This is a genomic window from Natronorubrum sediminis (genome assembly GCF_900108095.1).
Classification (GTDB): Archaea; Halobacteriota; Halobacteria; order Halobacteriales; family Natrialbaceae; genus Natronorubrum; species Natronorubrum sediminis.
On record NZ_FNWL01000003.1, the window covers coordinates 229,901 to 253,295 of the forward strand.

The window sequence follows — 23,395 nt, forward strand, 5'->3', positions numbered from 1 at the left end:
CGCTCACCGACTCGCGTCACCCGCTCCCGCGCCCGCGAACAGTTTCTCGAGGCGTGCCGGCGGAACCGCGCCGCGTGCGAGTCGGCCGTCGGCGACGAACGCCGGGACGCCGGAGATTCCCCGACGCCGCGACGCGTCGAACTCCTCCTCGAGTTCCGTTCGGAGTTCGTCGTCCGCGAGCGCGTCTCGAATATCGTCGGACGGCACGTCGACGCCCTCGGCGATATCGACCAGTACGTCCGGGTCGCCGATGTCGCGTTCGTCGATCCAGAGCGCCTCGTAGACGGCGTCGTCGAAGGCGGCCCACTGCGCGGGGTATTCTCGTTTTACGTACCACGACGCCTGTTGGGCTGGGAGCGAATCGACTTCGATTGCGAGTTCCTGTGTCATCTCGACGCCGTACTCCTCCTGAAGGCGACGCACGTTCCGTTTCGCCTGCTCGAAGTACTCCTCGTCTTTGCCGTCGTCGACGCCGTGGTCGATCGACCCGTCGGGAGTTCGTTTCCCGCGGCGAAGGTCGAACGGTCGCCAGTCGACCTCGAGTGGCTCCTCGCGGCTCTCTCGGTATCGCTCGAGTGAGCGCGTTCCCAGATAGCAAAACGGGCAGACGTAATCGGCGTAGAGGACGAGCCGATCGGCTGAGTCGGACATACCACACCGTAGGAACGTGCGCCTGAAAAGTCGATGGCAACCGGAGAGCGACTCACCAGGGGCGATTTCCAAGCCCGATTCGGACGCCGCCAGCGTCCGAATCACAACGTGCTAATGTCACCGCGTCCCACGACGACGCATGAAGTTCACGCCAGGGCCGACGACGATTCCGCCCGCAGTCAGAGACGCGATGGCCGAGCCACAACCGAACCCGAATATCGATCCGGCGTTCGCCGAGCGATACGACGCAGTCTGCCGAAAACTCGAGACCGTCTACGACACGTCCCACGACGTGGTCGTTCCCGGCGGCGAGGGGATCCTCGGCCTCGAGTCAGCAATCGCCTCGCTGATCGAACCCGGCGACCGCGTCCTCTGCATTTCGAACGGCCTCTACGGTGACGGTTTCGCGGACTTCGTCGACTCCTACGATGGCCAGGCTGAACTGGTCTCCGCACCGTACGACGAGGGCTACGATCTCGGGGCGATCGAGACGACGCTCGAGGACGCCGACGCTGCCGGCGAGCCGTTCACCGTCGCGACGATGGTCCACTGCGAGACGCCGACGGGAACGCTCAACGACATGGGACCCGTGCTGGATTTGCTCGAGGAACACGACGTGCTCAGCGTCGTCGACGCCGTCTCGTCGCTCGGCGGCACGCCGGTCCCGACCGATCGAATCGACGTCTGTCTCGGGGCCTCCCAGAAGTGTTTCAGCGCACCCTCGGGACTGACGACTGCAGCGGTCAGCGACCGGGCGTGGGAGCAGATGGCGGCCCGCGATCCCTCCTCGCGCTACACTAACCTCCTGCTCTGGCGGGACGTCTCCGACGGATTCCCCTACACGCACCTCACCGCGAACGTGAGCGCGCTCGACGCGGCCCTCGATCTGGTCCTCGAGGAGGGCCTCGAGGCCGTTTACGACCGTCACGAGGAGGCCGCCGCCCGGTGTCGAGCGCGCGGCGACGCGCTCGGCCTCGAGTTGTATCCCGACCCCGAGCGCGCATCGCCCACCGTGACGGCGTTTCACCTGCCGGGCGAAGCGACGCGCGTACAACAGCAGGTCGCCGACGAGGCCGGAATCGTGCTCGCGACGGGGCTCGGCGAGTTAGCCGACGACATCCTTCGACTTGGCCACATGGGATACAACGCCGACACGGAGAAAGTCGACCGCGCGATGGACGCCGTCGAAGCCGCGCTCGAGTAAGCTGCGAGAAGCGAGGGCACCAATCCGTCGTTTGCACACCGCTCGGGGGCCGCGTGAGCGACAGAACAGCCCGACTCCGCCTCGCCTATTCTGTCTCCGCGTCTCCGCCCGCAGTTGCGCTCGCGCCGTCGCTTCCTCCGTCGTTCGTCCCCGTGACGGCCGGTAGATTCGGATCTCGGTACGGGTTCCGACCGTAGGCTGGCAGCTCATCCTCGAGTTGGGACTTGAGGACGCGTCGGAGCCGATTCAGATTCGTCGTCTCGAGGCCGTACTCCGCGGCAAGCCGTTTGAACGTCTCTTCGTCAGTGATATCGTGTGCCCGGTACTGGCCGAACAGTTCGTCCATCCGATCGGCCGACAGCGACTGCGCGTCGATGTCGTCGAGGCCGAAGTACCGTTTTCGATCCTCGTCGACGACGTGACGGATCACGACGAGTGCGACCTTCGGAATCGCTCGTTGGCTCCCGAACTCGGTCAGATCGATCTCGTCCATGACGCCGAGTGCGAGGTCGCGTTGCCACGGCGTCACCTCGAGTGCGTTGCACAACGCCTGCGTCGTTCGCAGTCGATCGAGTCTGTGGGCGCGCTCGCTGTAGCCCGGGGTCGCCCCGTGTTGTTCGTCGTGGAGGCGACGGATGCGTTCGGAGAGGTCCGAGTCGGGGGTTTCCGCACGGCCGATGACCGTCGCACTCGGCGTGACGACGCCCCACTGGCGGACCGTCGAATCACGTTGGACGTCCGCGCGAGACAACGCGCCGGACCCGGGACGGGTCTCGAGGCGGCGCTTTTCGGCGAACTCACGCTGTGGGTCGTCACCGACGGCTCGTGGCTGATCGACGCCCGAACCGAGGTCGGCCCCGTCGTCTCTCATTACCTCTCGCTCGGACAGGCAGACAGAAAAAGGCTCGCTCGATGGTGCGAATCTCTCTCACAGAGCGACCCTCACTCGAGCGATACCGGTAGCTGCTCGAGTTCGATACCGTCGGCGAAAAGCTCCTCGTAGCTTCACCTTGTGACCAGAAGCACTTAAAGAACAGACGACTCGCCAGTCGTCTCGATGTAATCGTCGACGAATTCGTCCAGTCGCTCGCGTTCGGGGCCGTCTCGAGCGTGCACGGCCGGATCGATCTCTCCGGAGGGGTGTGCGAAGTTCCGTCCAACGGTGTCACCGATCGTCACGTCCCCGTCACCCGCTCGCTTTCGCTCGAGTAGCCCTCGGGCGCGTTCGATTCGCTCGTCGGTGAAGACGGTGGGTGCCTGCTCGGTGAGGAACGTCTCGAACTCGAGGGCGGGCAACTCGTGATCGCCTCGTTCGCCGGTTGCCTCGAGATACCGGGCGGCCATCGCGGCCCGGCAGATCAGTAGGTTTCGTTTGACCGTCGGTCTGGTCTGCGTTTCGCTGAATCGCTCGTCGTCGGCCGAAACGGTCGTCGTTCCGTCGTCGGTCTCGACGACGTACGCGTCGCCGTCCGCGTTCACTTCGACGATCGGAAAGAGGGTATCGTCGGACCGCACCAGGTGGTGTGAAATGTACTTGCGGTAGTTGTTGGTCGCAATTCCCCGCCACGCGTGATAGAGGGCCATCGGGTTGTACGTCCGTTCGACGTACGCGGCGAGGTCCGCCGGATCGTACTCCTCGCGGTAGCGAATCGGACTTCTGAGGAAGTCGATCGCGCCGTCGTTCGACTCGGCGAGCAACCGCGCGAACGTTCGGACGTCCCAGCCCTGGAGGTCGATCTCCGCATCCCGTTGTCCCTGCGGTTCGCTCTCTGCGTCCCGTCGACCGTTTCCGATTTCGTCCCCTCGCGCGTGGATCGTCGACGGGGGCTCCTCGAGGTGGGCGTACCGACGCAAATCTCTCGCCGCGTAGACGAAGCCCACGTCGTAGTCGCTCGCCGAACTCGCTCCGCCCCACGCGTGACTGCCGCGTGCGACCGCCAGCGAAATTTCGATGTCGTGCTTTCGCTCGAGCGTGCTCAACAGACTGTCGACGCCCTCAGAGACGTGGTCCGGAACGGTGGCCATAGCTGTCACTCGAGGACGTGAGTTCGCGGGACGGTCCGACCGGCCCAAAATGCCCTTCGTAGTTTCACCTTGTGACCAGAAGCACTTAAAGAATAGTCGGCTCCGACGCGAGTTTTCGGGGTCCGTTCTCGGGAACCCCGACTGGTCAGTTCGAAACCCTGGGGCTGATCAGCTCGAGACCCAGGACTGATCAACTCGAGTCACTACGTTTCGGACCGACCGACACCGCGAGGAGAACCGTTCGTCCGTCGTATCTACACCTTGTGACCAGAAGCACTTAAAGAAAATCGGGCCGTCGGACGACGCGGCGCTTGTCAACTCGCCCTTCCTCGAGCGATTCGGGGAACCCGCTTTCCATACCCACCCGTTCCGAAAGCTTGAATCGCATCCTCCCCCGAATGCGGACAATGAGTCACCAGCTTCCGGACGTACAGGCGACGTCGCCCGACGTGACCGTCGGCCTGAGTCAGGTGGGCGTCACCGGCGTTGACAAACTCGTCAAGATCGCCCGCGAGGGCAAACGACCGATCGTGCTGACTGCTGAATTCGAAGTCTTCGTCGACCTCCCGGCGTGGCGAAAGGGTGCGGACATGAGCCGCAACATGGAGGTCATCGACGAAATCCTCGAGGAAGCCACCCGCGAGGAGGCCTACCGCGTCGAAGAGGTCTGTGGCGACGCCGCAGAACGACTCCTCGAGAAACACGATTACACCTCCACGGCGAAGGTCTCGATGGAAGCGGAGTTCATGCGCCGTGAACAGACGCCCGCGAGCGACCGCGAGACCCAACACACGGTCGATATCATCGCCTCGGCGACGGCGACCGACGACGGCACCCGCGAAGAAATCGGTGCGGAAGTAACGGGGATGACCGTTTGTCCGTGCTCGCAGGGCATGTCTGCCGCGCGAGCGAAACAGACGCTCGAGAACCTCGGCGTCGAGGAGGAGACGATCACGGAATTCTTGGACGAGGTCCCACAGCCGGGTCACTCCCAGCGCGGACACGCGACGCTGACCGTCGAAGCGAACGGTGATCCGGAGGTCGACCTCAACGACGTTATCGACATCGCCCGCGACGCTATGAGTGCTCGCATCTACAATCTCGCGAAGCGACCCGACGAAGATCACATGACCTACGCGGCACACTCCGACGCGAAGTTCGTCGAAGACTGCGTTCGCGCACTCGCCGAGGGCGTCGTCGACGAGTTCGACCACCTCGCGGACGATGCCGTGATTACGATGAAGCAATCCAACGACGAGTCGATCCACCAGCACAACGCCCACGCCGAGCGAAAGGTCGAGATGGAGACGCTGCGCGAGGAAGTCGACGGCTCCTACTAACCCAACACCGAATTCACTGCGCTCGCTATTTCTCGCGTTCGAACCGATCCGGTTGCGAACTCGACGGACACAATCGGCAACGGCAGGAACGACAGTCGTCAGAACTCGAGTGGTTCGGCCTCGCTCCATCGAGGAACGAACTCTTCGTGAACGTTCGCGGCGAACTCGGGGTCCTTCAGGTCGATCATTCCGAACGCGTCGCTCGAGGAGAGGGGGTTCGGGACCTGTATACAGACTTCTACGCCGTCGATAATGTTGAACGAACCGGTGACGTCGTCGTTCGTCCGAACGTCGAAGTCGTCTCGGTGCTGGAGCGCCTCCCGATAGCGTCGACCGACCGCTTCGGAGAGTGACCCCACCATCTCGCGGGTCATCAGTACGTCTATCGACACGCCTCGGTCGAGGGCGTCCTCGAGTTGGGCGCTGACTTCCTCACTTACCGTCTCTAAATCCCACTGGGGGGCCGAATCCGCCGACACCATCACGATGTGGTCGTCCGCGGCTGCCAGTCGCTCGAGAAAGAGGTCGACCGTTTCGTCGGGACCGACGGCCGCCGTCCAGAACTGATCTTCGACCGGTTCGGCGGCATCGAGTTCGTCCTCGAGGTCGTCGACGATCGACTCGTACTGGTCTGCCTTCTCCTCGAGTTCGCGTTTCTTGTCGTCGAGAAGCCGATCTAACGCCGTCGACGGCTCGACGGCGACGTACTTCTTCGGGCGGCTCGCGGTCTGGCTGCGGACGAGATTGTACTGCTCGATGCTGTTGAGAACGTCGTAGATCCGCCCCATTGGGACGTCACTCGCCCGTGACAACTCCTTTGCTGTTGTGGGGCCGGTACTGAGAAGTGACCGATACGCCCGAGCCTCGTATTCCGAAAGTCCAAGATCCCTGAGACTGGCCATATGCTGACTGACCGACCGAAGGAGTATAAACGCTGTGGTGGTTTGCTCTCGGCCCCTGATCGCCCTCTTCTACCCGCTCACTCACTCGAGAAGGGACTGCACCCGTTCGCTCAACGCCTGGGGCGTTTGTGCGGCGTCCGAAACGTCGTCACCCAGTTCGACTCGGGCGCTCCCCGCCTCGAGGTCGTCGGCGTTCGGAACGACGATTTTCTCGTGGTCGGCGAGTCGAAGCGCGGCTCGATGGAGGTCGGTCCCGGGGTCGGTTCCGACGCGAATCACCAGCGGCCCATCGAGTAGACGCGCCGTGGTCGTCGCGTAGCGGGCGATCTGGACGCCGAATCGGTCGCTCGCACCGCCGAAGGCCTCGAGCGTCTCGCGAGCGTACTCGCGATACCGATCTTCGCCGGTCAGCACCGACAGTTCGAGGAGTGCGTCCGCGAACGTGACGTTCGCGTCGAGGGGCCGCAGCGGCCGATCGAGCAATCCGACGTCCGTCGTCGGGCCGTCGAGGAACGACTCCCCGTCGTGGAGTTCCTCGATCGTCACGTCCGCGACGCCCGTCGCCTCCTCGAGAACGGTGGTCTCGAGCGTGCTCGTGGCGGTCGTCAGCGCCGACAGCGTGCGGGCCTGATCGACGAGCAACGGTGCTGCGTCGGTTCCGTTGTCGCTGTCGGGGCGCTCGAGCGCGTGGGACACGACGCCGTCGTCGACGAGATCGGACCGCAGGGTCTCGAGGGCGCGCTCAGCGTACCGTCGCGCTCGTTCGTCGTCGGTGTAGGCGTAGTACGTCAGTAGTCCTTCGATAGCGAGCGCGTTCGACCCGGCGAAGACCCCGTCGTCGACCGGCGGTTCGTCCGCGTCGGCCCGGTCGGTCGCGTCGAGTCCGTGCGCATCGTCGTCACCGGGAGCCTGACTGTTCGCGAAGGCGTCGACGTCGTCGTTCCACAGCGTCGTCGTGAGGTACTCGATCGTCCGTTCAGCAGGCTGGTGATACTCGTCTTTCCCCGTGTGGAGGTAGGCGTTCGCGAACGCACGAACGAGCGCACCGTTCGAATCGAGCAGCTTCTCGTGTTGCAAGCCGGTCCAGTCTCGGTCGGTCGCGAACCGATAGAAGCCGCCGTCGTACTCGTCTAACAGATTCGCACTCACCGCGTCGAACGAACGCAGCGCCATCTGCTGGTCGCGTTTGAGGGCGAACTCGAGGGCGTCCGGAAGCGGGAACTTCGGCTGTTGGCCCCAGCCACCGGCAGTTTCGTCGTACGCCTCCGTGAGCTGGCCCAGCATCGCGGCCTCGACGTCGCCAGAAAGCTCACCCGCGGGCGGGTTGTCCTCGCGAAGCGGACGCGGGATCCGTCCAGCGCCGCTTCCCTTGGTGTCCCACATCGTCCGAACGCTGTCGAGCACCTGTCGCATGCCGTCGGGCCCGAGGTACCCCGCACCGGTTAGCACCGAGCCGTCGGGTGCGAGAAAAACCGTCGAGGGAAAACCGCCCATGTTGTACCGGTCGCGAACGCGTGGATACCGATCGACATCGACCCGAATCGGCACGAAACTGTCGTTGACGTGTGCCGCGATTCGCGGCTCCGCGTAGGTTTCTGCATCCATCTCGTGACAGTGGTCACACCACGTCGCCGTGAGCGAGAGCAAGAGCGGAACGTCGGCATCAGCCGCTTCGTCGAAGGCCTCCCGTCCCCACTCGCGCCACTCGACGCGTGTCGGATCGTCCATACGGGAGCCTCGAGTGTCGCACGCGTAAGCCCTTCGTTCGAACCGGCTGCGTCGCCCGGTTTTGAGAATGGATCGATGAGTTGCTGAACTACCAAGTCGCCGATAGCTGGGGTGGCGACGAGCCGAGTGGCCGCCTCGCCGAGTGAGACACGAGAGTAAAGCGTTTTCACCCTCCACCGGCTATATCGTGGCATGCTCCGGTGGCTCTTCGCGTTGATGCTCATCCCGTTTTTGGATGCGGTGATCCTGGCAGTCGTCGTTAGCCAGACGACGTACCTCGGCTGGGTTGGGATGGTGCTACTCGTCGTTTTGACCGGGCTCGTCGGCATGGTGTTCGTCCGTGCCGAGGGTCGTCGAACCATCCGGAAGATGCAGCGCTCGATGATTCAGGGAGAGCCGCCGACGAACCAACTCTTAGACGGCGGCCTCCTGATCGCAGCCGGTGCCTTCCTGCTCACCCCCGGATTAGTCACGGACCTCCTTGGCTTCTTGCTCGTCTTACCGCTAACCCGGATCCCGATTCGGGCCGGCCTCAAGCGCTTCGTGATCGTCCCCTACGCGGACAAGAAAACCGGCGGCTTCGCGAGTGGGAACGTCTGGACGTTTGGCTTCCCCGACGAAGAGATGGCTCAGGAGACCCAAACTGGCTCGAGTGGTGATGGAACGGTCGACCTCGGTGCCGACGACTACTCCGTCGACGCTGGTGGTCAGCAATCCTACACGGTCGATCTGGGTAACGAACGCACGTCGGACGCGTCGGGAGAATCGACCGACGACGACGGGGAAGAGCCAACTCGGTAGCAGTTCTCACAGTCTTCCAAGAAAGAAACGCTTAAACGTACCACCCGGCAACTACTGATTGCGACGCGGGCCAATAGCTCAATCAGGTTGAGCGCCACTCTGATAAGGTGGAGGCTCTCGGTTCAAATCCGAGTTGGCCCACTACTTTTCAGACGAACAATTTCGTGAGTCGGGAATCTGTGACGAATCTCGAATCATTGTGTTCGAACGTTTCGCTCTCCCCTCCGCATTCTCTCGCTCACTGACGGGTGAGCCACTTCTCGAACTCGAGTCGAAAGCTGTCGCGTATATCGTTGAACCGCACTTTGCACGAGACGAACCTCTGGCGGTCTCCGCGCTGTGTAGGTGGGTCAAGATGGAGCGTAACCGCCTTCTCAACTTGCGGGTAGGTGAGTAGAGTACCCAGAGAACGATTTGCACAGTTTGTCCACTACTATAATACACATCGAACTGACCAATCACTCATCACACGGATGCCAGCGGAGGTGCCGACTACAGTGGATACTAGAATTAATTACTCACACAAAATGGGGGTGGGACACGGACGCTGTCGTTCACTGTTATAAGTTCAGCAAGTGGCTTAGGGAATCGGTTGGTGGGTACCGTCTGTAGTAGTCTCCAGCACTCTGTAACCGAATTTAGTTCGGAATCGGCCACTGGTGACGTAACGAAGCCGAGGCTATTACAGGCTCAACGGCCTGTGACGGCCGACGCCTGAATGCGCGACCCCGTTTAGCACGACGATCGAACCCTTTCCAACGTCTTAATCTCGAGTTCGTTGGTTTCGTCGAGATATTGTTGGACGAGCGTCGGCGTCTATGTTGGCGGTTAATCTCGACTCTCTCTGGTGGTCCGTGGACCGTTTCTGCGAATTCGTTTTGCGCTTTCTCCCAGACTGGGTGTATATCAGAAACGGCCTGCTCGAGCGATTCCACACCGATGAGTCGCTTGCGCCGACTATCGACCGTTCGTTGTTGACCGTCGCACTATTTGGCTAACTCAGTCGACACAACGCCGTTCTTGTGCGTTATTGCAGCCAAGAGCCGTTGTATTGGCTCCTCTCACCACATTGTCGGAGGGCACTTTGCAATTTCCGACAAAGATTTGGTCGAGATGATCCATCATAACGAGGAATATATTGAGTAGAAACTTCTACTGTGAACTATCGGTAGTGACAATCTGAAATAAAGATATTATTCCTGTCATCTCTAATATGCGGTCTACAGCGCTCGGTATCTCTTCCGAATCTGCTCTATAGGGGTGTCACAAAGATATTCGTGGTGGACGGCCCCAGACGCCCGGGCATGTGCCGGCTCGTGTCTGAGGCCACAGTTACCGGCGAACACATTCTTACTGGCTCTACACTGCCGCCTCGAGGTCCGTAAACGACACTTCTTCCTCATTTGCGAGGTGGTGGTGCGGTCGCGTGCCTCTTCGAGAAGATCCGTACGACCACCAATAGCATTTGTAGCCACCGTGACTGCGTTCTTCGTGAAGTGTACACTACCCGACACCGGCATCGGCGGTTTCTCGTTGTCTCTTCCTCGTTCTATCGGTCGAAGTCGACGCGCTCTAATGACTCACCAGGGCCATTGATAGTAAACTCAAACTATTAGTGTGGTGATTTGAACCGACGTGCTTATCTAGAATGGGTGAAAAACACGAGTGATGAGTGGGTATGGGTGTAAAGTTTGTCGAATATTAGACGAATATGGTATGGAGCGATACGAAAAACAACTACTTCAGCAGTGGCAAGCCGATCAATCTCAGCGAAAAGGCTATAGGCAACTTGCGGACTGGTTCAACACGCTGATGTTACGTCGTGAAATGGACCGTGCAGGTCTTTCGACTCTCGGCGATGAAGCCGAATCGAAGTACGAGCGACTGCAGTCAGAGAAAGCGATTGCCGAGGAAGTTGCTACTGAGTTATCGAACGCAGGAGTTCCGACCGAGCAGTTGCGGAAGGACTTCGTTTCCTACGGTGTCATTCGGACCCATCTAAAGGATTGTCTTGATTCCGATGTCGAACTCTCGAGTGGCGAATGGGAACGGGAAGCGATTGAAATATCCCAAAATCACGCGACGACGAAAATCGAGGAAGCTGTTCGTTCGCTTCAAAATAAAGGGAAGCTGAGCACGGGTAGTGAGATTACGGTTTCTGTGAACGTCGAACTCGAATGCGAAAACTGTCACACGCGCGTTCCCGCGGATCGAGCGATCCGACGGGGCTACGTTTGTGATTGCGATGACTAACCATGTCTGATCACACACTTCAAATTGAACTAGAAAATATTGGGGGTATCGAACGAAAAGAAATCTCTATTACTGAGGGAGCAACCTTCATTCAGGGCCCGAACGCAGCGAACAAGAGTTCGTTCCTCAAGGGACTCCTCTTCGCACTCGGAGGGAGGTCGGTTCCGATCCGAAGCGGCGCGGATGAAGCCCGCGTGAAGTTATCAGTCGGTGATAGGCAAGTCGAGCGAGTTGCGAAGCGAACGACGGCCGGTATCGAGACGGATGGTGAGGCGTGGGTTACCGATTCCGACGACGCCACCCTTCTCAAGCGGTTTGCAGGATTACTCGAAACTAATTCGCTCAGGAGCGCTGTCACCCGTAACGACGACGTCGAGTCGCTGCTCAAAGAGCCGATAAACATCGAAGCACTCGAAGAGGAGCGGTCGTCGAAAATAAGCCGAAAGCGGGAGCTTACCAACGAAATTGAGTCGACTAGTGATATCGATACCCGTCTCGATAACAAAGAACAGGAACTCACGGACAAACGCGACCGACTCGACGAACTCGAATCGACGCTCGAAACGTTGTACGCGAAACAGGAAACGACTGATACCGACGACACCCTCCAGGAATTACGAGAGGAGCGTGCGGACTTACGGTCTGACGAAGCCGACTGTGACTCACAGATCGAACAGTTCGAGGCCGCTGCCGACCGCCTTGAACAGCGCACAAACGAAATCGAAGAAAATCTCGAAGACGCCCGCGAGGCTGTCGAAGAAACCGACGTCGAGACACTCAAAGTAGAACGCGAGAACGCCCGATCTGAACTCGACGAGGTCCGTGAGCGCCTCGACGTCCTCCAATCGGCGCTCACCACCAACCGAGAAATGCTCAACTCCGAGTTTACCGGCGTGCTCGGACGCGATTCGGGGCTAATGGGAGATGAAGTGACCTGTTGGACGTGTGGACGATCGTCACCCGTCGACGATATCGAGGAGACCGTTGCCGAGTTGACGGAACTCGTCGAAACAGATAAACGACGAAAACGAGACCGTGAACCGGAGATCGAAGAACTCACCGAGCAGATCGAGCAGGTCCAACGCTCCGAGTCGGAAATACAACGGCTCGAGACGGAAAAACGAGACGTCGAACAGAAACTCGAGAGTCGTCGTGATTCCCTCGAGGAGCAACGCGAGCGTCGCCAGTCGATCCGAGAACAACTCGAAGAACTCGACGACGAGATCGCTGAACAGGCTGCCGACCAGCGCTCTGAACGATCGGAACTGACCGACGAGATCGAGGAGACGAGGGTCGGAATCCAGACGCTTCGCCGAGAGATCGAGCGACTCGAAGAGACCTGTGAATCGCTCCGTGACAAACGTGTTGCGCTCCAACAAAAACGAGAGGCGGTCGACGAACTCTCTGAAGAAATCACGGCGCTAACTGATCGGATCGAAAACCTCGAGAACGAACTCAAAACGGTGTTCAACGACACGATGGACGATCTGCTCGATGTCCTCGAATTCGATCGAATCGAGCGCGTCTGGCTCGACGGTACATTCGAACTCGTCATTGCTCGAGAAGTCGACGGCCAGGTCCAATCGGACTCGATCGAGCACCTCGCAGAGAGCGAGCGTGAAATGATCGGTCTCGTTCTCGCGTTGGCTGGGTTTATCACGTACGATGTCGACGAGGTCACACCAGTACTGGTCCTCGATTCGCTCGGTGCGTTCGACGCCGAACGGACACGCCGTCTCGTGGATTACTTCGCCGACGAGACGGAGTATCTGCTAGCGACGGTACACCCGGAATCCACGGTCGATACCGCGTTCGAAACGATCACGTTCGAACCACCCGTCTAAATTCACCTCAGGGTTGTCGTTTCGCACCTCCCACCACCGACAGCACTCGCGCATTGGCCGGGGGCGATCCAATTGTTGTGTCGCTTATTAATAAACTGGAAGGTAGTTCCTAATATTCACGGCTCGATCCGTTTCGATGAAGTGATTGATCTCTCTCACCGAGTCGAGGGCCTCCAGACGAACGAGCAGGTCTCCAATTTCCGAATTCGATTTCGCGGTCATGATCCCGTAGAGGTCGATGGTTCCGAATCCTTCGGCGACGAACCAGAAATCCATGTCTGCCATCGCTTCGAACGCATCTCGCTTCGAGTTCTCACAGTTCTCGGTTTTGATCGTGACGAGAACGATTTCCCAACTGTTGCGTTCCGGACGAGGGAGAAAGAAACTCGTCATGTCGTCGAGTAACGTCGTCACGCGTCGGCGGACCCCTTCGCTACTGAGTTCGATTCCGTGCTGTGCCAGTTCGTCCGAAATATCTGCGTACGGGCTTCGAGGATCGTTCGCAAGGATCTCGAGGATTCGTCGGTCGATCTCGTCGATTTCGAGAACGGTATCGTCGGAGCGATCAGTCATGGTTGAATACTCTTGCTACCAAGCCTTAAAATCGCTAGACGATTGCCGTCGATACGTACTCCATCGATACACTAGAACAAACTCAATTACCGTTTTGATATTGAGGCGGTGTTGTAGTCTCCATGCATTCTCAGTTGCCTTCTGCGTGCAGTTAGCACGCGACAGCTGATCATGCATCGCACGCGGCAGGCGTAAATCACCTGGTAGTGAATACCGGTCAACAAATTTCGTCTCGTGACGTACCGGTAGATACTCTCCTGACCAGCTGTACCCCTACTCTACGGTATCGAGGCGCAACGGCGTCTCATATCAGTTCATCTTTGAGGATCTTCCCGGTCGGATTTCGCGGTAGTTCCTCGTGGAACTCGACCTCACGGGGCTTCTTAAAGTCGGCAATATGGCTCCCGACGTACTCGCTGACCTCCGCGTCGGTCAGCGACTCGCCATCGTGGAGTACGACGGCCGCTTTCACGCGCTCGGTCCACGCTTCGTCTGGAACGCCGACAACGGCGACCTCCGAAATTTGTGCGTGTTCGTGCAAGACTTCCTCGATTTCGGCGGGGTGAATGTTCTCTCCGCCAGAGATAATCATATCGTCGTATCGCCCGATGAAGTGGAGGAATCCGTCTTCGTCCCGCCGGACGAGGTCAGAAGAGACGAAGTACCCCTCGTCGTCGAACACCTCATCGGTCTTTTCGGGCATTCCGAGATACCCTTCGAACACGGTCGGCCCGCGGTACGCGATTCGACCAATATCGCCGCGATCCACTTCGTCCCCGTCGTCGTCGACGATCTTAACGGCGACGTTGACGATCTCCCTCCCGATGCTGTCTGGCTTCTCGAGTGCGTGTTCTGGCCCGAGCAGACAGGTGACAGGGGACGTTTCGGTCTGGCCGAACACCTCGTAGAGATTCGTGTCGAACGATTCGATAATCGCTGTTTTGAGTTCTTCGCCGGACGGTGCGCCACCGGTCATGTAGTGATCGAAGGCGGAGAGATCGTAGTCTTCGAACTCGTCGACAGTGAGTAGCGCTCGACTCATCGTCGGTACGAAAAACGAGCCGGTAATGCGTTCGGTTTCGATGACCTCCATCACACGAGCAGGATCGAATTCGTTCATCAGATACGTCGTCGATCCGCAGTAGAAGGTGTTATTGAACAGTGCGAACGCCGCGATGTGAAACAGCGGGGTAACGACGAGAAATCGATCTTCCTGCTCCTCGAAATGACAGCTGTAGACGGTGTTCACGGAGTTCTGGATGACGTTGTCGTGAGTGAGGACGCAGCCTTTCGGTTTCCCCGTTGTCCCGCTCGTGTACATGAGCGCGGCGGCGTCGAGTCGAGTCGGCACGACGTCGACGCGATCAATGGAAACACCATCGCGGGCGGCATCGAGGCCGTCGGCAAAGGCGGGAACGTCCGCTCCGAGGTACAGGTATTCACCGATCTGTACGTCGTCGTTCCTAGCGACCGTCGAAATCGTTTCCCTCGCCTCGGAGTCGAAGAGGCACACCGACGCGCCGCTATCCTCGAGAACGTAGCCCACTTCCTCGTCTTTGAACCGGTGGTTGATCGGTACCGGCAGGGCCCCGAGTTTCATCGCAGCGTAGTAGGAGTAGATCGTCTCCGGATGATTTTGCATGTAAACGGCGACTCGGTCGTCCTCGGTGACCCCGCGGTCAGCGAGCACTCGAGCGACCTGATTCACCCGGTCGTCGAACTCGCGGAACGTGATCGAGTCTCGAGTTCCATCGACGAGCGAAACGAGGCAGTCGTCGTCGGGATACTTGCGCGCATTCGTCTCTGCGAGGTCTCCAAGAGTCAGCCCGTCCATGTTCGTGTTCTCATTAGTAGCGTAATAGTAGTTGTGACGACGGTTCGAACAGGGGAGACGTCTAGGAGACAATCGGTACGACCTTGGTATCTACTGACCGAGTTCGCAGGAAATCCATGTCCCGGTTGGGTCGATACAATTTCTTCCGTACCAGAGAGAGGCGACACACGACTCACCCTCGCCGTTCTCACAGCGACGGAGACGACTCACAGAACCCGGTTTCTAACGCTGACTCGAGATGCGTATCGGGCTACGAACGTCCCACCGTGGTCATCGTGGCCAGCACCGCGACTCGTGAGCGAGAAGTCACACTCGAGACGACTCCTGACGAACCGTGATCCGATAGTAGTCGGTGAACTTGATGATATCGTCCGACTCGAACGTGTTGCAAATCTGTTTAGGAGTTGCCATATCTCGTTCGTCAGTTTCGATTAGACGGGGAAACCGTTCCTTCGCACGTTCCGGGAGTTCGTCGTAATGGTACACTCTCGAATCCGGCGGTATTCCGTCTACGAGCGTGAGTGTGATTTTCTCTACCATGGGTGCGTGGGTCAAGGTGTGCGGTCCGACCGTTTGTATGTTTCCCTAGCGGAATTGTCTGTTACTGCCGCACAAATGGTTAATCATTCTCTTTTTATATGCGGTATTTGAAGAAACTCTCCTCAATTATCACCGTGCTACCATCGTATGCCAACAGTTTTCGACCATTGTCTCACTGCCTCGAGTGGCAACACAGACGTGACCCCGGGACAATTCGAACGCTTCTTGCGATCAGTGTGTGGTTCCTGAGAAACTTGCGAGCGCAAACGCTGAATACGCCCCCTCGACACGGATTGCGACTCATTCACACAAGAATCTCGGTCGGTCCAACCGGTTCAATGCTCTCTGAACGGGCTATTCAGCGTGTGACCTGTCGCACGACGAATACAAACGAAACCTATTACTACCGCGGGTGGTATTGGCACACGCATCAATGAAAGAAGCAGTGATTGTCGACGCAGTACGGACCCCGTTCGGAAAGCGGGACGGATCGTTTCGAGATACACACCCACAAGACCTCGCGGCAGAGCCACTGAAGGCGCTTCGAGAACGTAACGGATTCGAACCCGAGACGATCGAAGACGTCATTTACGGCTGTGTCTCGCCGATCGACGAGCAGGGACTCAATATCGGCCGTCTCGCGCCGATGGTCGCCGGCTGGGGCGATATCGTTCCGGGTGTGCAACTCAATCGAATGTGTGGCTCGGGCCAGCAGGCGCTCAATTTCGCCGCGGCGAACGTCATGGCCGGTCAACACGACGTGCTGATCGCGGGCGGCGTCGAGCACATGACTCGGGTGCCGATGGGATCGGACGGCGGCGAGGGAAGTGGACTCACGGACACGTACTTCGACCATTTCGACGAACGAACCCATCAGGGCGAGGGTGCCGAACGGATCGCCGAGGAGTACGACCTCTCACGTGAGGAACTCGACGAGATCGCCGTCGATTCACAGCGCCGCTGGGGCGAGGCGTGGGAAGATGGCCGGTACGACGACCAGGTCGTTCCCGTCGAGACCGAACTCGAGGGAGAAGAGATCGTTATCGAACAGGACGAGCACCCGCGTCCCGGAACCGACCTCGAGACGCTCTCGAACCTGCCGCTGGCGTTCCGCGAGGAGGGGGATGGATTCCACCACCCCGGCAACTCCTCGGGAATCGTCGACGGCTCCTCGGCGCTGCTCGTCGCCAGTGCAGAGGCGGCCGAAGCACACGGCTGGGAACCCATGGCTCGAATCGTCCAGACGGAGGTCGTCGGTGTCGACCCCGTGACGATGTTGAAAGGCCCTATTCCGGCGACGAAGCAAGTCCTCGAGCAAGCCGACCTGGATATTTCGGACATCGACCTCTTCGAGGTCAACGAGGCGTTCGCCTCCGTCGTCGGTGCCTGGCTCGAGGAGACGGGCGCGTCCTGGGAACAGGTCAACGTCAACGGCGGCGCGATCGCTCACGGCCACCCACTCGGGGCGACCGGGGCGATGCTCACTACGAAACTCGCCCACGAACTCGAGCGCACCGGTCAGGATCGTGCGCTCTCGACGATGTGTATCGGCTTCGGGCAGGGTATCGCGACGATCATCGAGCGCGTCTAACGCGCCGATTCTCTTCTCGCCGTCTCGATCGGATCGGGTAGACGACGTCGAGACGAACGCCGCACTCGGACAATTCGATCGCCACGGATCGACCGAATCGGGACGGAGTCCGAGGCCCATACGTGTCGACAGAAGACGACTGAGGTGACACCATTGGTGGGGCGATGAGCGAGCGAACCGAGTCGGTCTGATGCGAGTCGAGAGACGGAAACTGCCGCGTTCGACGCCGGGTTAGGAGGGCGCGGAAAATTCGCCTCCGCTCGAGTCGAACGACGTGACAAAGAGTCAGGGCTCGACGACGAGTTTGCCGAGCGCGTTTCGATCGTCCATATCGGCGAACGCCTGATCGGTGTCGTCGAGCGAATAGCGTTCGTACACGACCGGATCGAGTCGGCCGTCGGCAACCAGATCGACGAGACGCTCGAGATCCGACTGTGTTCCCATCGTGCTCCCGATGATCCGCTTGTGATTCAAGAAGAGATCCCCCATCGTGAGCGTCGAGGTCGGCCCCGCCGTCTGTCCGCAGATCGCCATGCGTCCGCCGCGTCGCAGGACGTTTTGTCCGACCTCGGTGTACGGGCCACCGAGGTGGTTGATCGTCACGTCGACGCGGCCAATCTCGAGGACCGCATCGCGAATCTCGTCGGGATCGCCGGATTCGATGACGTAATCGGCGCCGAGCGTCTCGAGCCGATCGAGTTTCTCTCGAGAGGTCGACGTTCCGATCGTCCGAGCGCCGAGAACGTCGGCGAGTTGGACGGTGGCGACACCGACGCCACCGGTCGCACCCGGGACGAACACGAGGTCACCGGGGCCGACGTCGGCTTCCTCGAGCATACGGAACGCGGTCATGTACGCCACGGGGATCGCTGCCGCGTCCACGGAGTCGACGTTGTCCGGGAGCCGAATAAGTCGATCGGCGTCGACCGCCGCGTACTCCGCGAGGCCGCCGTGGTAGAGATTGAATCGTTCACAGTGGGTTTCCGGCCCGTCACGGCAGTACCGACAGGAGCCACAGGTCTGATTTGGACAGAGCAGAACGCGGTCGCCCGGTTCGACGCTCTCGACGTCGTCGCCGACCGCCGAAACGGTGCCGGCAACGTCCATCCCCGTGACGTACGGCAGCTGGTCTTCTTCAACCCGGAAGCCATCGCGGAGGATCCACAGGTCGTGGTGGTTGATCGAACAGGCCTCGACCTCGAGAACCGCCTCTCCGGGGTTCGCCTCGGGATCGGCGAACGATTCGACTTCGACGTGCTCCGGACTACCGATTCCGGTGAACGCTGCGGCGCGCATACACAGTGTCTGGCACAGCCGGCGATATATAGCTGCTGTTCGGCGAAGTGGTTCCGTGCGTTCAGCTTCAATTCGTGAAAGACAGGTCTCCTCGAGCGGGGTCTCCGAACCCACAGTACGACCGGAACCGCCGTAACGGATCAGTTTCCCGCGATCAGTTCTCGTTTCGGAGCTTGTACTTCTGAATTTTCCCGCTGGGGTTTCGCGGGAGTTCCTCGTGGAACTCGTAATGGCGCGGGCGCTTGAACTCGGCGAGGTCGTCGCTCTCGCGGCAAAATCTCTCGAGTTCGTTCGCGGTTAGCTCACCGTCTGGAACGACGTACGCGACGACACGTTCGCCCCAGTCGTCGTCCGCTTCGCCGATCACTGCGGCCTCGGCGACGCCGTCGTATTGGTAGAGGACGTTCTCGATTTCGGTCGGGTAAATATTCTCGCCGCCGCTGATGATCATGTCGTCGATCCGGTCGACTAAGAAGAGGTAGCCGTCCTCGTTGAGATACCCCGCGTCGCCCGTGAAGAACCAGCCGTCGCGAATCGCGTCCGCGGTCTTCTCCGGTTCGTTCCAGTACTCTTTCATCATCGGCGGCCCCCGGAGGATAATCTCACCCGTCTCACCCGTTTCAACGGTATCGTCGGGACCGACGGGGTCGTTCGGATCCTCGTCCTCGGTTGGCTCGACGATGCGAACCTCGTGGTTCGGCGCGGCGCGACCGACGCTTTCCAGATGCTCGCGGACCTCGAAGGGAAGGATGAACGTCGCGCACGGCCCCATCTCGGTCATTCCGTAGGCCGTGGCGTAGTCCTCCGTGAACGTCTCGATGCACTCCTCGAGCAGCGACGGCGGCATCGGTGCCGCGCCGTAGACGCCGAGAGAAAGCGACGACCCGTCGAACGAGTCGAGTTCGCGTGACGTCTCCAGGAGCTGTCGCCAGATCCGCGAGGCAACGAAGAGGTGGGTCGCGCGTTCCTCGTCGACGACCTCGAGGGCGCGTCGGGCGTCGAAGTCGTGGAGGATCACCGTCTTCGCGCCGAGGTTGATTCGCGCGAGGAGTCCGCAGTTGAGTTCCGCGTTGTGATACAACGGCATCGCCGAGATGCCGACGTCCGCGAAATGTAGCCCCATCTGGCCGGCGTAGAGCGTGTTGTGGTAGGTCGCATCCCGGTGGGAGTGGACGACGCCTTTTGGCCGACCGGTCGTCCCGCTCGTGTACATGATCGCGTACTGGTCCGTCGAATCGATCGAGACTGACGGCGCGGTAGTATCCGACTTCTCGAGGAGGTCGTGGAACCCGACCGCGTACGCCGGCGTTTCTTCGACGTCGTCGTCGATGTAGACGTACTCCTCGACCGTAGAGAACTCACCGCGGCCGTTCTCGACCGTCTCTTGCGTCGCCGCTTCGAAGATGAGAACTGTCGACTCGGAGTCCTCGAGGATGTACCCCACCTCGCTGGGCGCGAGTCGGTAGTTGATGGGGTTGAAGACGGCACCGGCGCGCAGGAGTCCGAACAGTGCAACCGCGAATTCGGCGGAGTTGTGGAGCAACAGCGAGACTCGATCACCCGTTTCGACGCCGCGATCTCGATGCGCGTTCGCGAACCGGTCGACTCGCTCGTCGAGTTCGGCGTAGGTGAGTCGGACGTCCTTCCGAGGGTAGCTGATCGCCTCTCGATCCGGGTACTTTCGCGTCGTCCGCGACAACGTCTCCGGCAGTGTGGGGAGATAATCCATACCACTACGTTTCTGTATCGACGTGTTAGCTTTTACGTCGGTAATCCCAATCGTCGGTCGATCGCATACTGCAGCCATCCCCCCGTCGAATGGAATCGGAGGACGACGGACGGGCAGACCCGTGAGCCTGTAAATTTATACTCGGTCGACTGGAACTACGGGTGATGTATCGGTTCGAAACGAATCTCACCGGTGGTGTCATCGAATGAACGAAGCTCTCGATCTGGTCGTCATGACGGGTGATCACGACACGCACGAGTCGATCGTCGATCGCGTTCGTCGAGCGGAGGAGCTCGGATACAGCCGCGTCTCGATGGGGGAAGCGACGGGGTGGAGTATCGTCCCAACGCTCTCACTGATCGCCGCTCAGACCGACGAGATCGGCATTTCGAACGACGTCTTCTCGCCGTACGGCCGGTCGCCGGCGGTGCTCGCTCAGACGGCCCTCGCCCTGCACGACCTCTCGGACGGTCGGTACCGACTGGGACTCGGACCGAGTTCGCCCGCGCTGACCGAACAGTGGCACGGAACGTCGTTCGACCGTCCGTTGAGACGACTTCGCGAAACGCTCGAGGTAATCCGGACGATCTGTACTGACGGAACCTCGGCCTCCGAGGGCCAGATATTCGATCAACGGGGGTTGTCCTACGACCGAGACGCTCCCGAGACGCCGCCGAAGATCGACCTCGCGACGCTCGGGCCGAAAGCCACGGAACTAACCGGCCGATTCGCGGACGGGTGGGTTCCACAGCTGTTCTCGACGGACGGACTCGAAGACCGATTAGCGGCTCTCGAGCGAGGAGTCGAACTCGGAGGGCGCGACGCGAGCGACGTCCGCGTTAGTCCGATCCTGCGATGTATTGCGAGTGAAGATCGCGAGCAGGCTCGCTCGAAGGCCCGGTCGATGCTCGCGTTCCTGATCGGTGCCTACGGACCGTACTACGGTGATTCGGTAGCTTCACAGGGGTACGAGGACGTCGTCAAAGCGATACGAACAGCGTGGAACGACGGCGACCGCGCGGGGATGTCCGCAGCGCTCTCCGACGAGGTCCTCGACGAGTTCGCGGCTGCGGGGACGCCCGAGGACGTTCGCTCGCGCGTCACTCGATACGCCGCCGTCGACGGTGTCGATGCGGTTCGCGTTGGGTTCGTCGGCGGGATGACCGATGCCGAAAAGAACGCGACGATGACGGCACTGGCCGACTTGTTGTAGCTTGCCTCGAGGCGAGAACAACCGGATTTCGATAGTGTGGGTCGGGAACAACATCCTCGAGAAGCCGCGACACGAACCGCTGTCGACGCTCGCGACAATCGCCGTCGATTCCCAGGATGTTATAGCATGACTGAAATTCACCGTTGACACACCAAGAACTATGCTAATACAGAGCGTGTGGGATGTTATAGCATGACCGAAACCGTGTCTACGCCGAAACATCGAGAGCTCAGCGACGGGCTCTACTGGACCCAGGAGTGTCTTCCACTGGGCACGCTCAGCGAATTGCAGCAGTTCAATCTCGAGGAATGGGTTGGAGCCGACGAGGACGTCCACGGCTGTCAGAACGCGTATCTCCTCTCCGACGAGCAAAACCTGCTGTTCGATACGCTCACCCAGCCGAACGGCGATCACGTCGTCGAACTGATCGACGACCTGCTCGAGGGGGAATCCCTCGACTATCTCGTCATCTCGCACCCGGAGGCCAATCACGCGGGCAACACCTTCACCATCCTCGAGGCGTACCCGGATGCGACGCTGCTGGTCCCCGGCGAAGCGGCTGGCTACGGAAGCGGACACGGAGCGGAACACGAACTCTATCACATCGCGTCCGACACGCCAGCAGACGTCGATCAGGTTCCAAACGAGATTCGGTACGTCGAACCCGGTGAGACGATCGATCTGGGGACGCACACGGTCGAGTTCGAAGCGCCGTTGTTCCCCGATCACTCGTTTACGCTGTGGATGAGCGAACGAACGACGAACACCCTGTTTACGGTCGACTGGATGGGATTTCTCCATCAGAGTTCGAACTGTGTGACGGTCGCGAGCGACCTCGACCGCGACGTCGCCGTCGAACAGGTGTTCCGATTTCACGCACTGGCGTTTCCCTGGATGCGCTTTGCCGACCTCGATGCGATCGAACGCGCCGTCGACGACGTCAGAGACAGACTCGACCCCGACATCATCGCACCAGCCCACGGGATGGTCCTGACCGAGGATCTGGACGCGTACCTGAAGCGCTTCCTCGAGGCCGTCGAGGCGCTGTCTCGAGAAGGTGAGCCGAGCAATATGGAGAGCAAACTCGAGTACATATTGCGCCCGCCGGAGGTGGATCGATGACGACGAAACTCACCGACGACGTCCACTGGATCTCGAGTTGCCACCCGGACGACGAGTATCACATGCACATGTCCGAGTACCTGATTCGAGGCGAGAACGGCACCGTGCTCGTCGATTCCGGCTCGAGCCACTATCGCGACGAGATTATTGCAGAAATCGATCAGCTCACCGACGGAAACGGCCCGGACGTCATACTGCTCACCCATTCGACGCTCCCCCACACCGAGAACGTTCCCGCGTTCGAATCGGAGTGGGGTGAGATCAAGACGGTCGCCGCTACAGGCCGTTTTCCCGAAATCGTCGGTCTGCCGGACGCGGAAGCCCGACAGCTCAACGCGCCGGTCGAGTTCGCCGGCCGACCGTTTACGTGCATTCATCCGTTGCTCACCGACGTAACGGTCTCTCAGTGGGTCTACGACCACGAATCGGGCGTCCTGTTCACGGCGGAGGCGTTCGGACACTACCACGACCCAGGGAACTGTGACCTGACGACGGCTGAAATCGACGGTGGCCTGTCAGCGGATCACGTCGACGCGTTCTACCTCGATAAGATTCCGTTCGTCGACTACCTCGACCGCGAGCGACTCGGTAACGCCTTCGAAACGCTCTTCGACACCCTCGACGTGACGTACGTCGCTCCCATTCACGGCAATCCCATACCCGGCGAGCGTCTCGATCGCTACGTCGACGACGTAATCGAAGCGCTCGAGCCCCCGACGACAGCGTAATCGAGGGTGAGCGTTCCGGAG

Annotated in this window: 18 protein-coding genes and 1 tRNA gene; 10 read left to right on the plus strand and 9 right to left on the minus strand. The window is 60.1% G+C overall.

Going from position 1 to position 23,395, the window contains the following annotated elements:
• Positions 1 to 3: 3 nt before the first annotated feature.
• Complete coding sequence (locus BLW62_RS14785; RefSeq protein ID WP_090507800.1) at positions 4 to 651, minus strand: DsbA family oxidoreductase; 648 nt, start codon at positions 649 to 651, stop codon at positions 4 to 6.
• A gap of 139 nt (positions 652 to 790) precedes the next feature.
• Between BLW62_RS14785 and BLW62_RS14790 the strand changes: the two genes are divergently transcribed.
• Positions 791 to 1,855 (plus strand): pyridoxal-phosphate-dependent aminotransferase family protein, encoded by a 1,065-nt coding sequence (locus tag BLW62_RS14790; RefSeq protein WP_090507801.1) that lies wholly within the window; start codon positions 791 to 793, stop codon positions 1,853 to 1,855.
• Positions 1,856 to 1,940: 85 nt separating this feature from the next.
• On the opposite strand, the gene BLW62_RS14795 is transcribed toward BLW62_RS14790, so the two are convergent.
• Complete coding sequence (locus BLW62_RS14795) at positions 1,941 to 2,726, minus strand: DNA-directed RNA polymerase subunit epsilon (RefSeq protein WP_090507802.1); 786 nt, start codon at positions 2,724 to 2,726, stop codon at positions 1,941 to 1,943.
• A gap of 155 nt (positions 2,727 to 2,881) precedes the next feature.
• The gene (locus tag BLW62_RS14800; RefSeq protein WP_090507803.1) at positions 2,882 to 3,880 is read right to left on the minus strand and encodes a nucleotidyltransferase domain-containing protein; all 999 of its coding nucleotides are present in this window, start codon (positions 3,878 to 3,880) and stop codon (positions 2,882 to 2,884) included.
• Between the two features lie 407 nt (positions 3,881 to 4,287).
• On the opposite strand from BLW62_RS14800, the gene mptA reads away from it, so the two are divergent.
• Complete coding sequence (gene mptA / locus BLW62_RS14805) at positions 4,288 to 5,220, plus strand: GTP cyclohydrolase MptA (protein ID WP_090507804.1); 933 nt, start codon at positions 4,288 to 4,290, stop codon at positions 5,218 to 5,220.
• A gap of 98 nt (positions 5,221 to 5,318) precedes the next feature.
• Here mptA and BLW62_RS14810 read toward each other — a convergent pair whose 3' ends face one another.
• Both BLW62_RS14810 and BLW62_RS14815 read right to left on the minus strand, forming a co-directional pair.
• Positions 5,319 to 6,122, minus strand: a complete 804-nt coding sequence (locus BLW62_RS14810) for a TrmB family transcriptional regulator (protein WP_090507805.1) — start codon at positions 6,120 to 6,122, stop codon at positions 5,319 to 5,321.
• 81 nt (positions 6,123 to 6,203) lie between these two features.
• Positions 6,204 to 7,850: a DUF255 domain-containing protein gene (locus BLW62_RS14815; protein WP_090507806.1), complete on the minus strand. Its 1,647-nt coding sequence runs from the start codon at positions 7,848 to 7,850 to the stop codon at positions 6,204 to 6,206.
• A 192-nt stretch (positions 7,851 to 8,042) separates the two neighbouring features.
• Here BLW62_RS14815 and BLW62_RS14820 point away from each other — a divergent pair, with 192 nt between their 5' ends.
• From BLW62_RS14820 to BLW62_RS14840, 4 genes are all read left to right on the plus strand, one after another.
• Positions 8,043 to 8,651: an FxsA family protein gene (locus BLW62_RS14820; protein ID WP_090507807.1), complete on the plus strand. Its 609-nt coding sequence runs from the start codon at positions 8,043 to 8,045 to the stop codon at positions 8,649 to 8,651.
• Positions 8,652 to 8,718: 67 nt separating this feature from the next.
• Positions 8,719 to 8,792 (plus strand) — tRNA-Ile (locus tag BLW62_RS14825).
• A 1,527-nt stretch (positions 8,793 to 10,319) separates the two neighbouring features.
• Positions 10,320 to 10,904, plus strand: a complete 585-nt coding sequence (gene rdfA / locus BLW62_RS14835; protein ID WP_342706890.1) for a rod-determining factor RdfA — start codon at positions 10,320 to 10,322, stop codon at positions 10,902 to 10,904.
• A gap of 2 nt (positions 10,905 to 10,906) precedes the next feature.
• On the plus strand, positions 10,907 to 12,748 hold the full coding sequence (locus tag BLW62_RS14840) for an archaea-specific SMC-related protein (RefSeq protein WP_090507810.1): 1,842 nt from the start codon (positions 10,907 to 10,909) through the stop codon (positions 12,746 to 12,748).
• Positions 12,749 to 12,835: 87 nt separating this feature from the next.
• On the opposite strand, the gene BLW62_RS14845 is transcribed toward BLW62_RS14840, so the two are convergent.
• Together BLW62_RS14845 and BLW62_RS14850 are read right to left on the minus strand one after the other, a co-directional pair.
• A complete protein-coding gene (locus BLW62_RS14845; protein WP_090507811.1) occupies positions 12,836 to 13,321 on the minus strand; it encodes an Lrp/AsnC family transcriptional regulator in 486 nt (161 codons plus the stop codon).
• A 304-nt stretch (positions 13,322 to 13,625) separates the two neighbouring features.
• The gene (locus BLW62_RS14850) at positions 13,626 to 15,155 is read right to left on the minus strand and encodes a class I adenylate-forming enzyme family protein (RefSeq protein WP_090507812.1); all 1,530 of its coding nucleotides are present in this window, start codon (positions 15,153 to 15,155) and stop codon (positions 13,626 to 13,628) included.
• Between the two features lie 973 nt (positions 15,156 to 16,128).
• Between BLW62_RS14850 and BLW62_RS14860 the strand changes: the two genes are divergently transcribed.
• Entirely contained in the window at positions 16,129 to 17,286 is a 1,158-nt protein-coding gene (locus BLW62_RS14860) for a thiolase family protein (RefSeq protein WP_090507814.1), read from the plus strand.
• 285 nt (positions 17,287 to 17,571) lie between these two features.
• Here the strand turns inward: BLW62_RS14860 and BLW62_RS14865 are convergent, their stop codons facing one another.
• Both BLW62_RS14865 and BLW62_RS14870 read right to left on the minus strand, forming a co-directional pair.
• Positions 17,572 to 18,582: an alcohol dehydrogenase catalytic domain-containing protein gene (locus BLW62_RS14865; protein WP_090507815.1), complete on the minus strand. Its 1,011-nt coding sequence runs from the start codon at positions 18,580 to 18,582 to the stop codon at positions 17,572 to 17,574.
• Positions 18,583 to 18,736: 154 nt separating this feature from the next.
• Positions 18,737 to 20,311: a long-chain-fatty-acid--CoA ligase gene (locus BLW62_RS14870; protein WP_090507816.1), complete on the minus strand. Its 1,575-nt coding sequence runs from the start codon at positions 20,309 to 20,311 to the stop codon at positions 18,737 to 18,739.
• 205 nt (positions 20,312 to 20,516) lie between these two features.
• On the opposite strand from BLW62_RS14870, the gene BLW62_RS14875 reads away from it, so the two are divergent.
• From BLW62_RS14875 to BLW62_RS14885, 3 genes are all read left to right on the plus strand, one after another.
• On the plus strand, positions 20,517 to 21,524 hold the full coding sequence (locus tag BLW62_RS14875; protein WP_090507817.1) for a TIGR04024 family LLM class F420-dependent oxidoreductase: 1,008 nt from the start codon (positions 20,517 to 20,519) through the stop codon (positions 21,522 to 21,524).
• A 192-nt stretch (positions 21,525 to 21,716) separates the two neighbouring features.
• Complete coding sequence (locus BLW62_RS14880; RefSeq protein ID WP_090507818.1) at positions 21,717 to 22,646, plus strand: MBL fold metallo-hydrolase; 930 nt, start codon at positions 21,717 to 21,719, stop codon at positions 22,644 to 22,646.
• Positions 22,643 to 23,374, plus strand: a complete 732-nt coding sequence (locus BLW62_RS14885; protein WP_090507819.1) for an MBL fold metallo-hydrolase — start codon at positions 22,643 to 22,645, stop codon at positions 23,372 to 23,374. Before BLW62_RS14880 ends, BLW62_RS14885 begins: the two co-directional genes overlap by 4 nt.
• Positions 23,375 to 23,395 lie beyond the last annotated feature (21 nt).